This window comes from Methanobrevibacter sp., from assembly GCF_045644645.1.
GTDB lineage: Archaea > Methanobacteriota > Methanobacteria > Methanobacteriales > Methanobacteriaceae > Methanocatella.
The window spans coordinates 1-11781 of record NZ_JAZRHE010000133.1 but is presented as its reverse complement, the minus strand read 5'-3'; the positions used below and the strand labels follow the sequence as shown (position 1 = coordinate 11781).

The 11781-nt window shown below is 37.9% G+C and carries 13 protein-coding genes; 12 read left to right on the top strand and 1 reads right to left on the bottom strand.

Annotated elements, in window-relative coordinates; all coding sequences use genetic code 11:
- From ACKI4K_RS07755 to ACKI4K_RS07720, 8 genes are all read left to right on the top strand, one after another.
- Positions 1-164 (top strand): 4Fe-4S binding protein (locus tag ACKI4K_RS07755; protein ID WP_407423903.1); only part of this gene is annotated, 164 nt, incomplete at its 5' end.
- Between the two features lie 5 nt (positions 165-169).
- The gene (locus ACKI4K_RS07750) at positions 170-1348 is read left to right on the top strand and encodes an NAD(P)/FAD-dependent oxidoreductase (RefSeq protein ID WP_407423901.1); all 1179 of its coding nucleotides are present in this window, start codon (positions 170-172) and stop codon (positions 1346-1348) included.
- 9 nt (positions 1349-1357) lie between these two features.
- Positions 1358-2326 carry a UDP-glucose 4-epimerase GalE gene (galE, locus tag ACKI4K_RS07745; RefSeq protein ID WP_407423899.1) on the top strand — a complete coding sequence of 323 codons (969 nt, stop codon included), beginning with the start codon at positions 1358-1360 and terminating at the stop codon, positions 2324-2326.
- 9 nt (positions 2327-2335) lie between these two features.
- On the top strand, positions 2336-3229 hold the full coding sequence (locus ACKI4K_RS07740; protein WP_407423897.1) for a hypothetical protein: 894 nt from the start codon (positions 2336-2338) through the stop codon (positions 3227-3229).
- Between the two features lie 72 nt (positions 3230-3301).
- Positions 3302-4723 carry an amidophosphoribosyltransferase gene (gene purF, locus ACKI4K_RS07735; protein WP_407423895.1) on the top strand — a complete coding sequence of 474 codons (1422 nt, stop codon included), beginning with the start codon at positions 3302-3304 and terminating at the stop codon, positions 4721-4723.
- Between the two features lie 6 nt (positions 4724-4729).
- Positions 4730-5977, top strand: a complete 1248-nt coding sequence (locus ACKI4K_RS07730) for a U32 family peptidase (protein WP_407423893.1) — start codon at positions 4730-4732, stop codon at positions 5975-5977.
- Positions 5970-6764 carry a Ni-sirohydrochlorin a,c-diamide reductive cyclase ATP-dependent reductase subunit gene (gene cfbC, locus ACKI4K_RS07725; protein WP_407423891.1) on the top strand — a complete coding sequence of 265 codons (795 nt, stop codon included), beginning with the start codon at positions 5970-5972 and terminating at the stop codon, positions 6762-6764. Before ACKI4K_RS07730 ends, cfbC begins: the two co-directional genes overlap by 8 nt.
- 4 nt (positions 6765-6768) lie before the next feature.
- Complete coding sequence (locus tag ACKI4K_RS07720) at positions 6769-7251, top strand: methylated-DNA--[protein]-cysteine S-methyltransferase (RefSeq protein WP_407423889.1); 483 nt, start codon at positions 6769-6771, stop codon at positions 7249-7251.
- A 5-nt stretch (positions 7252-7256) separates the two neighbouring features.
- On the opposite strand, the gene ACKI4K_RS07715 is transcribed toward ACKI4K_RS07720, so the two are convergent.
- On the bottom strand, positions 7257-7859 hold the full coding sequence (locus ACKI4K_RS07715) for a hypothetical protein (RefSeq protein ID WP_407423887.1): 603 nt from the start codon (positions 7857-7859) through the stop codon (positions 7257-7259).
- Between the two features lie 80 nt (positions 7860-7939).
- Between ACKI4K_RS07715 and ACKI4K_RS07710 the strand changes: the two genes are divergently transcribed.
- The 4 genes from ACKI4K_RS07710 to ACKI4K_RS07695 all read left to right on the top strand — a co-directional run bounded on the left by ACKI4K_RS07710 (position 7940) and on the right by ACKI4K_RS07695 (position 11599).
- Positions 7940-9130, top strand: a complete 1191-nt coding sequence (locus ACKI4K_RS07710; protein ID WP_407423885.1) for an MFS transporter — start codon at positions 7940-7942, stop codon at positions 9128-9130.
- A gap of 24 nt (positions 9131-9154) precedes the next feature.
- Positions 9155-9805, top strand: a complete 651-nt coding sequence (locus ACKI4K_RS07705; protein WP_407423883.1) for an HAD family hydrolase — start codon at positions 9155-9157, stop codon at positions 9803-9805.
- Entirely contained in the window at positions 9798-10292 is a 495-nt protein-coding gene (locus ACKI4K_RS07700; RefSeq protein ID WP_407423881.1) for a hypothetical protein, read from the top strand. Before ACKI4K_RS07705 ends, ACKI4K_RS07700 begins: the two co-directional genes overlap by 8 nt.
- Positions 10293-10432: 140 nt before the next feature.
- Positions 10433-11599, top strand: a complete 1167-nt coding sequence (locus tag ACKI4K_RS07695) for a tyrosine-type recombinase/integrase (protein ID WP_407423879.1) — start codon at positions 10433-10435, stop codon at positions 11597-11599.
- Positions 11600-11781: the final 182 nt, after the last annotated feature.

Here is an 11781-nt window from a genome sequence, read left to right as displayed (position 1 = left end):
TAGTTAAAGAATGGTGTTCATTCTGTGGTGAATGTGCTGGTGTTTGCCCAAGAAATTTAATACAAGTAAGAGAGTATTCTTTAGTTTTTGATGAAGATGACTGTAAAGATTGTGATACATGCATTAAAGCTTGTCCAATCGATGCTTTAGAAAAAGAGGAATGATTTTTATGATTGAAACTGATGTAATAGTAGTAGGTTCCGGACCTGCAGGTTCCAGTGCAGCTAAACATGCCGCATTAGGTGGAGCAAGAGTTATTTTAATGGATAAGAAATCTGAAATAGGTTCACCAAAAAGATGCGCTGAAGGTGTTTCAATTCAGGGATTGGAAAAATTGGGCATTGAACCTTCCCCTCGTTGGATTACTAAAAAAATCGAGGGTGTAAGGATACAGACTCCTGACGGAACTGATGTTTGGTTAACAGAAGACCAAGTAAAGATCCCCGAAGCGGGTTATGTTTTGGAAAGAAAGGTATTCGATAAACATATGGCAATGGATGCTGCAAGGGCAGGTGCTGAAATCAGAATAAAAACTTTAGTAACCGGAATTGAAAAGATTGATGATGGCTTTATGGTCATCACAGAATCCATGGGCAAAGAGGAAGTTTTTAAATGCAGAATCTTGATTGCTGCTGACGGTCCGGAAGGTCACGTTGCAAGATGGGCAGGTTTAAGGCCTGCTGCAAAACCTAAAGAAATGGAATCAGGTGTACAGTACGAAATGTGCAATGTTGAATTTGAAAAACCTGGAGTAATAGAATTTTACTTAGGTTCATGTGCGCCTGGAGGATACGTATGGATTTTCCCTAAGGGTGATGACATTGCAAATGTCGGTTTGGCAATATTGCCTCATAAAGCGGAAAAAACAGCAAAAGAATACCTGGACGATTTTGTTGCAACTTCTCCTTACTTAAAGAACGCTCAGGCAGTTGAATTGAATGTGGGTGGAGACCCAGTTGGGGGAATGACCAAAAAACTTTATGATGATAATATTATGGTTGTTGGAGATGCTGCAGGTCAGGTTAACCCGTTGACCGGTGGAGGAATCATTTCCGGTATGACTGGTGGAATGTGTGCTGGTAAAGTGGCTGCACAGGCTATCAAGGAAGACTGTTCCAAAAAATACTTGAAATTATATGATGAAATGGCACATGAAGAGCTAGACCATGAAATCAAAAGATATAAAAAGGTACAGGAATACCTGCTTACTTTGTCTGATGATGAATTGGACAGTATAGGACATGCATTCCAGGGTGAAGAATTTGATAAGATTTCAACAACAGAAATTGTTAAAAAATTAATTAAGATATCTCCTAAAGCTTTATTGAAATTAGGTAAATTTGTATAGGTGTTAAGATTGATCTTAGTTACTGGCGGAGCAGGTTATATTGGGGCTCATACAAATAAGGCATTGCATAATGCCGGATATGATACTGTGGTTGTAGATAATCTATGTAAGGGTTATGAGTCTTTTGCAAAATGGGGAAACTTTGAAAATTATGATTTTGGAAGTAGTGATTTGAGAGAAGTTTTTGAAAAATATGACATTGACGGTGTCATTCATTTTGCGGCTTTCTCATCTGTAGCTGAATCTGTTGAAATGCCGCAGAAATATTTTAAGAATAACTATAAAAACACCTTAAATCTCTTAAAGATTATGAGGGAATTTGGTGTTGATAAATTTATTTTTTCATCAACTGCAGCCGTATATGGGAATCCTGAGATGATTCCAATCACTGAAGATACAGAATTAAAACCAATCAATCCTTATGGACACTCCAAATTCATCACTGAAAAGGCTTTGGAAAGAGAAGCTGAAAAAGGTGATTTCAATTATGTATCTTTAAGGTATTTCAATGCGGCAGGTTGTGATTTTGATTGTGAGATTGGGGAATTGCATGACCCTGAAACTCACTTGATTCCATTAGTGTTGGATGCCGCCATAGGTAAGAGGGATAGCATTTCCATATTTGGGGATGATTATGACACTCCTGATGGAACCTGCATTCGTGATTATATTCATGTAAACGATTTGGCTGATGCGCATGTTAAGGCATATGAATATTTATGCAAGGAACATGAGTCCGATGTCTTCAATTTGGGAAACGGTCAGGGTTATTCCGTTCGTGAGGTTATTGACATGTGCAGAAAAGTCACCAAATGTGATTTTGAAGTTAAGGTCGATGAACGTCGTGAAGGTGATCCTGCCATACTGATTGCCGATTCAACTAAAATCAATGAAAAGTTAGGCTGGGCTCCCAAATATGATCTTGAAGAGATTGTTTCATCAGCATGGAAGTGGCATGAGAAAGTAAATAGGATTTAGGTAATTTCCATGGAAAATGAAACTCATGAGTCAAAAATTGATGTCCGTATTATTGTTCAGGGATTGGACATTGCGCAGATGGTTTCAAAGGCAGTGGGCAATATCCAACTTGAAAGGGATTACAATATTATTGTTTCATCCATTATTCCAACAACCGAATTGAGCATTGTTAGGAAAGTGGCTAAAGGCGCTGATATAATACTTATTGGAAGCTATGGTCAGGATGAAACATATAATGTTTTGTACAATGAATTAAAAACTGATTTTAACAATATTGGATTGTTTGATTACAATAATATAATTGTTGAAGATGAATCCATAGACTTTAGTTTGGCCCAAAAGGAAATCTTGAATTCGATAATCAAATCGACATTATCCTATTCCTTAAATTTAATCAATATCCATACATTAGAGAATAAGCTGATGAAAGTAACTCATAACTATAATAACCTATTGGATGACTATAATAAGGTTATTAAGGAGAATGAAGTATTTTCAAGAGAAAATAAGGAGTTGCTTGAAGATGTTGATAATATCAAATCCGAATTTTCAGCATTTAAACTACGCTATGAAGACATTTACTCCCGAAATATTCTGGAAGTGTTTGACTTAAATGAATTGTGGCAGGATACCTTTAGGCAGGAATTGAACAATGAAGAGCAGATTGTAATTGCCACTAACAACTTCAAGCCCAATAATGTCATTGTAGGGCAGGGTTATATAGCCGCCCAATCAAAGCAGGATGCAATCGATTGGTTAAAGATAATCAGGACTGCATTGATATTCATTGAGGATAATGAAGAGGATTTAAAGCAAGATTTGCAGGAAACTAAAGAATCCAAACCTCCGGAAGTGTTGGACGATTATGACGTTCCAAATAATTTTGAAAATTTTTGGGATTAGCCCCTCCGAAATAAATATTATTTTATACTAGTTGAAACATAATTACAACTATACTATTTTAGGAGTTAGCACATGCAAGGAGAAATGGAAGATAAGTGCGGTATTGTTGGTATTCATTCTAAAGATGAATCTAAAGATGTCGCATCCTTTGTTTATTATTGTTTGTATGCTTTACAGCATAGAGGTCAAGAATCAGCCGGAATAGCTACTTTTAATCCAGATAAAGGTTTGAATTATTATTGTGGAATGGGTTTGATAACAGATGTTTTCAAAGACTATGAAATTCAGAATTTGCAGGGGCATATGGCTATTGGCCATGTGAGATATTCCACCACCGGCCAGTCAAGACTTGAAAATTCACAACCCTTTGTCACTGATTTTGATGATGGATTCATCGCCATGGCTCATAATGGGGATATTGTAAACTCATCTGAATTGAGGGATGAACTTATATCCGAAGGCTATGAGTTTAAATCAGACACAGATTCTGAAGTGATCTGTTATATGCTTAGAAAGGAGCATTATGATAATAATAAAAGTATAATCGATTCCATTGAAACGGTCTCCCAAAAACTTGTGGGGTCCTATGCATTAACTATTCTTGTGAATGGTGAATTGTATGGTGTGCGTGATCCTATGGGAATAAAACCGCTTGCAGTCGCTAAAAAAGATGATGATTTTATATTGGCTTCCGAAACTGTTGCCTTTGATGTTATTAATGCGGATTTCATCAGGGATATCAGGCCTGGTGAAGTTGTTTACTTTGATAATGATGAGATTAACTCCTATATGCTGGAAAGCGCCGGCGAATGCAAATTGTCCCACTGCATGTTCGAATATGTTTACTTTGCAAGGCCGGACAGTACAATAGACGGCATTAATGTTTATCAGACCAGAATGAATATCGGGCGTCAATTGCATGAATTATATCCTATCGATGCCGATTTGGTAATTCCCGTTCCGGACTCATCAATCCCTGCGGCTATAGGATACTCCAGGGCTTCAGGAATTCCATATGGTGAGGGTTTGATTAAAAACAGGTATGTCGGAAGAACATTTATCATGCCAACTCAGGCAGAAAGGGAATTGGCGGTTAGGCTTAAGCTTAATCCGATTAAGGATGCAATCAAAGGCAAAAGGATTATTCTAATTGATGACAGTATTGTAAGGGGAACCACTTCCAAAAAGTTGCTTGACCTTGTTAAGGAAGCGGAACCTGCAGAAATTCATTTTTTAGTGGGATGTCCTCCGGTTATTTCACCTTGTTATTATGGTGTTGCAATGGCAACCAAAAAGGAGTTGATTGCTGCAAACTATAGCGTTGAAGAAATTCAAAAGCAATTGAATATTGATTCATTAGGTTACATTACATTGGAATCCTTAGTGAAAGCCATTGGAATGCCTAAAGAGAATTTATGTCTGGGATGTATTAATGAGGAGTATCCTACAGAACTTCCGGAAGGTATTGAAGCCGAAACTTATTATAAGCCTTAGATTATTATGGTTGAATTGTTGGCTCCGGCAGGAAATTTTATTTCATTACGCTCTGTTTTAGAAAATGGGGCTGATGCAGTTTATTTTGGTCTTGATGACTATAACATGAGGGCAAATGCCAAAAACTTTTCTCTTGATGATTTGAGTGAGGTTTCATGTATTGCAAAGGAGTATGGGGCCAAAACTTATTTATGCACCAACGTCATTTTAAATGAAAGATTGGCCTGTGAGCTTGAAGGGAATCTGGAAAGGATTTCATCATCGGAAATTGACGGGCTCATCTTATCGGATATCGGTCTGATTGAGGATACCGTATCTCACGGTCTTGAGGCTCACGTCAGCGTCCAGGAAAATGTCACCAATTCCTATGCCCTTAAAACTCTTAAAAAGTTAGGGGCCAAAAGGGCGATTCTTTCCAGAGAGTTATCCTTAAGGGAAATCACCGAAATCACCGAAAAATCTCCAATCGAAACTGAAATTTTTATTCACGGAGCGATATGTATGGCAATTTCGGGCAGGTGCTTTTTAAGTTATGGATTGTATGGAAGAAGTGCAAATTGTGGAGATTGCCTGCAGCCGTGCCGAAAGAACTGGACATTGACCTATGAAGAGGGTGATGACAATGTCGTTAACTTCTCTGATGTTGAAGATGAAAGATTCATGGTCATGGGAAGTGATGATGGAAGCTACAGGACCAATTTCTTTTCACCAAAGGACATGTGCATGATAGAATACATTCCGGAACTTATCAAAAGCGGTGTTGCATCATTTAAAATTGAAGGAAGGGCCAGAAGCCCTGATTACGGTGCAATGGTTACTGGAGTTTACAGGCAGGCCATTGACAGTTATTTAACAAACCCTGAAGGATATGAGGTTCGGGATGAATGGATGGACAAGCTGACAAGCGTATTCAATCGCGGATTTGACACAAACTTTTACTTTAACACTCCCTTCGAGACAAGTGAGGACAACCAGTCAAAATATGTCAAGAGGGATATCGGGCAGGTCGTCAACTATTACAATAGGGTTAAGGCCGCTGAAATCAGAATATGGGATGACCTGTCATTGGGCGATGAGATAATGATTCAGGGCCAGACCACCGGGTCAATAACCCACACAATAGATTCAATGCAAATTGAAGGCAAAAGCGTTGGCGAAGCTAAGAAAGGCTGTAATGTGGCAATAGCCATTCCAACAAAAGTAAGGCAAAATGACTTTGTTTATAAGTTAATTGAGAGGAATTCAAATGATTAAAAAGATAGCCATTTATGGTAAAGGCGGAATCGGAAAAAGCACTACAGTAGCTAATTTGTCTGCTGTTTGGGCAAATGAAGACTTGAATTGTTTGGTGATTGGCTGCGATCCAAAGGCGGATACAACACGTACTTTATATGGCAAAAGAATTCCTACAGTTGTCAATACCTTAAAGGAAAACAGGAAACCCGAAAGGGAGGATCTGGTTTTTAAAGGATTCAAGGATATTCTATGTGTTGAAAGTGGAGGACCCGAACCTGGTGTGGGCTGTGCAGGACGCGGCGTTATCGTTGCAATGAAGCGCCTTGAAAATTTGGGCATCTTCGATGAAGACCTGGATGTCGTTGTTTATGATGTATTGGGTGATGTTGTTTGCGGTGGTTTTTCAGTACCTTTGCGTGAAAAATATGCCGATGAGGTGGTCATAATAACTTCAGGAGAATACATGTCACTTTATGCTGCAAACAATATCGTCAGGGGTATTAGGAAACTTAAGGGAAACTTGTGCGGCATTGTCTGCAACTGCAGAAATGTTGATAGGGAAGAGGAAATTGTAAAAGACTTTGCTGAAAAGATAGGAACTCATGTAGTTGGAGTCATTCATAGGAGTAATTTAATTCAGGATGCTGAATTAGATGCAAAAACCGTTGTAGAAAAATACCCTGAAAGCGATGAAGCACATGAATACATTAACCTTGCTTCAAGCATTATGAACAATGAAAACGCATCAACTCCGGAGCCTATGGATGATGAGGAATTTGAAGAGTTTTTCAAATCATACATGTAGAAAGATGTATTTCTCAACGGATTATATCTCTCCAATCGGAAAAATTTTGATGGTGAGCGATGGCGAGGCCATCTGTGGGGTTTGGTTTTACGGACAAAAGCACTTTCCGTCAGTTGACAATCTGGTCAATGATGATGATCTGGCTATTTTTAAGAAGGTCAAAATCTGGTTTGACGATTACTTTGACGGTTTGAATCCGGAAATTGATTTTAAGCTTAGGCCGGAGGGGTCTGAATTCAGATTGAAGGTGTGGAAGATACTTTCTGAAATTCCGTATGGTGAAACATTGACGTATGGTGAAATCGCTTCAAGATTATCAAAGACAATGTCTGCTCAAGCCGTTGGCGGCGCGGTGGCCCACAATCCGATTTCAATTTTGATTCCCTGCCACAGGGTTTTGGGCTCTGATGGGAAGCTGACCGGATATGCCGGCGGAATAGACAGAAAAATTGAATTGTTAAAAATAGAAAAAAGGGAGATAATCTAATCGGTTTAGATTAAATTACCTTCGCTATCGACAGATTGGGATTGGCCTTGGACATCGCTGTATCTTTCTCCATCGTTTTGCCCGCCTCTGATTATGCCATTTGAATCATATTGCACATTCCTTTCACTGTCATAGTTCATATCAGAGGATGATGAGCTGGAGGAATGACTGGTTTGTGTGGATTGTGATGAATCTGAAGTCGCATCACCATTTTGCACACTTGCATCACCTACAGTTATTTTCTGATTTGCAGAGCATCCCTTATAGTTATTGTCTCCGTCATAGGTTACGGTCACTGTATAATTGCCGTCATCTTCTCCATTCAATACAAGCGCACCTTTTCCCTGACTGTCTGTAGTGATAGTGAAGTTTTGGGGTTGCCCTTTGGTGGATGCAAACACAATCTTCAGGTTCTGATTTGCAAGGGCGTTTCCTTGGGAATCAGTAAGCTGAAATTCAACTGAGTCTCCATTCTTAAGTGTTTGGTTAGTCAAAAAATTAATTTGGGTCTCGACATTGCCGTTGCCATTGTCATTTGTAAAAGCAATAAGCCCTCCGAGCACAAGCAACGCAATGATTATTAAAGCTATTAGAATTTTTTTATACATTTTTGCCTCCAATGATTATAAATTCATGTTAAGGTTATAATGAAAAATATTTTTAATTTTATCATACATAAGTTTAATTAATGAATGTTCGTGAAGATGATGAAAAGATTTTTACTAGGGATTTCTTTCTGGTGTTCGGAGCCTTGCTTTTCTCGGCATTGGTGATGTATGCATTGATGTCAACAGTGACTGAATATGCCATATCATTGGGCTCAACAGCCACTATTGCAGGGCTTGTTTCAGGATTATATATTTTTGGAGGGCTCTGTTCAAGGATTTATTCGGGAAACGCATTGGAAAAGGTGGGATGGAAAAAAATAGCCCTGATATTTATGAGCATTCATTTTCTCTCATGCCTTTTGTATTTTGTAGTTAATGATGTCACCTTGCTTTTGATCGTTCGATTTATTCACGGTATAGGTTTCGGGGCAACGGCAAATGCAATCGTTACAATAGCTTCGGATGTGCTTCCAAAAAGTCGTTTTGGAGAAGCTTTCGGTTATTTTATGCTTGGAACTACATTGGCTGTTGGCCTTGGTCCTTATATCAGCGGATTCTTATATGATAACATAGGTTCATACGGCTGTTTTATGGCTGCAAGCATCTTTTCCGCCCTTGCATTGATTTTCATATATTTTGTCGATGTCAGCGAGCATGACCCTGGAAACAATCCTGATTTGGTTAAGGATAACGGTAATAGCTATTCCGGAATTGAAAAGGTTTTTGAAATCAAGGCAATCCCCGTTTCTCTTTTCACAGCACTGACAAGTCTCGGTTATGTTTCAATCTTGTCTTTTTACAGGCTTTATGCCGTTGAAGTTGATCTGGCTAGTGTTTTTTCATGGTTCTTTTTGATATATTCTGTTGTTTTGGTCCTGTCAAGGCCTGTTGCAGGAAAAATACAGGACAGGGGTGGAGATTTGATAATCTGTGTCGTCGGAATCGTTGCACAAAGCATCGGTCTCTTTTTAATTGCATTCGCCCCATCCGCAATGACAGTCATGATTTGTGCGGTATGCGCAGCATTGGGTTTCGGGACACTGAATTCGGCCTGCACAACCATTGTTACAAGAAATGCTCCCGAACATCGCCGTTCATATGCGGTATCCACTTTTTACATATTCTGTGATGCAACGATGGGTTTCGGACCTGCACTTCTCGGATGCTTTGTCACGGCAACCAGCGGGTATGCTCCTGTTTATTATATTTCATCATTCATAACATTATTGGCATTGCCGATTTGTCTGTATTCCCTTCGAAAAAATAATTAATAATTTAAACATAAATATTAAACTATGAAAAAGCTTGCAATTTTTGACTTTGATGGAACATTGATTGACTCGGTGGATGATGTCGTGGTCTCTTTTAACATGGCACTGTCCAAGTATGACTTGCCCACATTGACACGCGAGGACTATATTGGATATTTGGGCGGCAACATTGATGAAATCGTTTCTTTGGTTTTAAGGGATAAGAGCACTCCTGAAAATATTGAATCATTTAAAAAAGTCTATCTGGATTTTTATGAATCATCAAAAAAGGAAGCCACCGTGCCCTTTCCACAATCCCATGACATTCTGGAGAGACTGCAGCAGAATGATGTTTCATTGGCCATCAATTCAAACAGGTTCACCTATTCGATAGAGCTTTTCGTATCCAAATTCTTCAGTGACATTGATTTTATTGCAATCGAAGGCCATGAAATGGATTTTCCTTCAAAGCCGGATCCATATGGGTTGAATAAGATAATCGAAAAGGCAAATGTCGGTTTGGATGAGGCAATCTATATCGGGGACTCCATAACGGATATTGAAGTTGCAAAAAATGCCGGAATCGATTGTGTCATTGTCAGATGGGGTTATGGAAATGAGGAGGATTGGGAAAACGATTATATTTTAGAGGCTGTTGATGACTTTTCTCAAATTCTTAAGTATTTTAATGATTAGCATGTTTGTTCGAAAGGCCGTAGCTGAGGATTTAAGCGATATCATGAGGATATATCATATTGCTCAGGAATTCATGATGGAATCCGGAAATCCCGACCAGTGGGGGTATGAATATCCCAGCAGGGATTTAATCAAGATGGATATTGACAATGGGCTCTGCCATTTGATATGTGACAGGGAAGGTCCCCATGGGGTGTTTGCTCTTTTTAGTGGGGATGAGCCGACTTACCGATATATCGAAAACGGCAAATGGCTAAATGATAATCAGTATGTGACGATACACAGAATGGCAAGTGACGGAAAGCTAAGAGGAATATTTAATTGCGCCATCAGTTATTGCAGGGGCTTGTCGGATGATATCAGGATAGATACTCATGAAAGCAATTTGATCATGCAGGGGCTGATTGAAAAAAGCGGATTTCAAAAGTGCGGAACGATATATGTGGCAGATGGCTCTCCAAGAATAGCATATCAATGGTCTAAATGATATGTTTTTTTAGTAAACATTAATTAATTGGAAAATCAATTTAATATTATGTTATTCGTAAAATAGTAAGGCGGTTACCCAATACTTTTCAAAAGCTCTCACAAAAGAGCAAAATATATACCAATATAAAAGATGATACTATGAAAAGTAATGAGGATATCCTAAACGAAATACACCACGCAAAAACACATTCCAAATCCGCAAAGAAAATATACAAAAATGCTGTAAAACAATACTGCAAACAACAACAATCAACACTAGCAGAACTAATAAAAGAAGCAGATACTGAAGAAGAACAAAGGATACGATGGAGAGACAGAAAACTAAAACAAAGATTACTAAACTTCAGACAATACTTAATTGAAAACTACAAAAAGAACACAGTACAAAACTACTTCAACTCTATAAGAGCAATATACAAATACTTTGAAATAGAGATAGGTGAACTGCCACCATTAAACACCAAAAACATTAACACACCAGAACCAATAAACTATGCAGATCTGCCAACAAAAGAAATCATCAAAAAAGCATTAAAAATTGCAGACAACAGAATGAAAGCAATAATACTATTCATGAGCAGCAGCGGATGTGCAAAAAGAGAAACACTAAACCTAACCATCCAAGATTTCATAAACGCAACAAAACAATATCACAACTCCGATAACATCTACGATATAATAACACAACTCCAGGACCGTGAAGACATAGTCCCAACATTCAGATTAAAAAGACAAAAAACAAACAAATACTACTACACATTTTGCAGTCCTGAAGCAGTCCAAGCATTAATATCTTACATGTTAACCATCGAAGGAGAAATCAAACCTGAAGACAAATTATTCCCTATCCATGAAGATTATGTGACAATATTATTCATCGAATTAAACAACATATTGAAATTAGGTAAAAAAGGAACATACAATCGCTTACGTAGTCACATGCTCCGTAAATTTAATGCAAGCCAATTATATAATGACGGTATGAGTTTAGATGAAGTTGATGCATTACAAGGACGTAGAAAAGACACTACCCATACAGCTTATTTCATGGAAAACCCAAACAAACTAAAAGAAAAATACATCTCTCACTTAGACTGTTTAACTATAAATATGGATGTAACAAATATTGATATTAAGAGTCAGGAATATCTAGAATTAGAACAAAAATACAATGAAAAAGAAGACCAATTAATTAATATGGAAGAACGTTTATCAAAGGTAGAAAACATATTCAATAATATAGATAACATGAGCGATGAAGACCTGTTGAGTATATTCTCAAAAAGAAAAGGGGGAATGAGATAAATGGTTGAGAAATGTGAAAACTGTAAAGAGGATATACCCTGTTAAAAAAGAAACTGTATGTTATGATGAAACTATAATTGATTACAAATGTCCAAATTGTGGCCATGTATTAAGAACTGTTATTAGATAAATGTAACATTCTATTCATATGAAGTATCAGTATAGGAAAAAATAATATGATT

Bases quoted from the DNA above. Each gene is read 5' to 3' on its own strand.
- ACKI4K_RS07720 (WP_407423889.1), top strand. From the start codon at position 6,769: ATGTATTTCTCAACGGATTATATCTCTCCAATCGGAAAAATTTTGATG.
- ACKI4K_RS07730 (WP_407423893.1), top strand. From the start codon at position 4,730: ATGGTTGAATTGTTGGCTCCGGCAGGAAATTTTATTTCATTACGCTCT.
- ACKI4K_RS07740 (WP_407423897.1), top strand. From the start codon at position 2,336: ATGGAAAATGAAACTCATGAGTCAAAAATTGATGTCCGTATTATTGTT.
- ACKI4K_RS07750 (WP_407423901.1), top strand. From the start codon at position 170: ATGATTGAAACTGATGTAATAGTAGTAGGTTCCGGACCTGCAGGTTCC.
- ACKI4K_RS07705 (WP_407423883.1), top strand. From the start codon at position 9,155: ATGAAAAAGCTTGCAATTTTTGACTTTGATGGAACATTGATTGACTCG.
- ACKI4K_RS07715 (WP_407423887.1), bottom strand. From the start codon at position 7,859: ATGTATAAAAAAATTCTAATAGCTTTAATAATCATTGCGTTGCTTGTG.
- ACKI4K_RS07700 (WP_407423881.1), top strand. From the start codon at position 9,798: ATGATTAGCATGTTTGTTCGAAAGGCCGTAGCTGAGGATTTAAGCGAT.
- ACKI4K_RS07710 (WP_407423885.1), top strand. From the start codon at position 7,940: ATGAATGTTCGTGAAGATGATGAAAAGATTTTTACTAGGGATTTCTTT.
- purF (WP_407423895.1), top strand. From the start codon at position 3,302: ATGCAAGGAGAAATGGAAGATAAGTGCGGTATTGTTGGTATTCATTCT.
- ACKI4K_RS07695 (WP_407423879.1), top strand. From the start codon at position 10,433: ATGAAAAGTAATGAGGATATCCTAAACGAAATACACCACGCAAAAACA.
- cfbC (WP_407423891.1), top strand. From the start codon at position 5,970: ATGATTAAAAAGATAGCCATTTATGGTAAAGGCGGAATCGGAAAAAGC.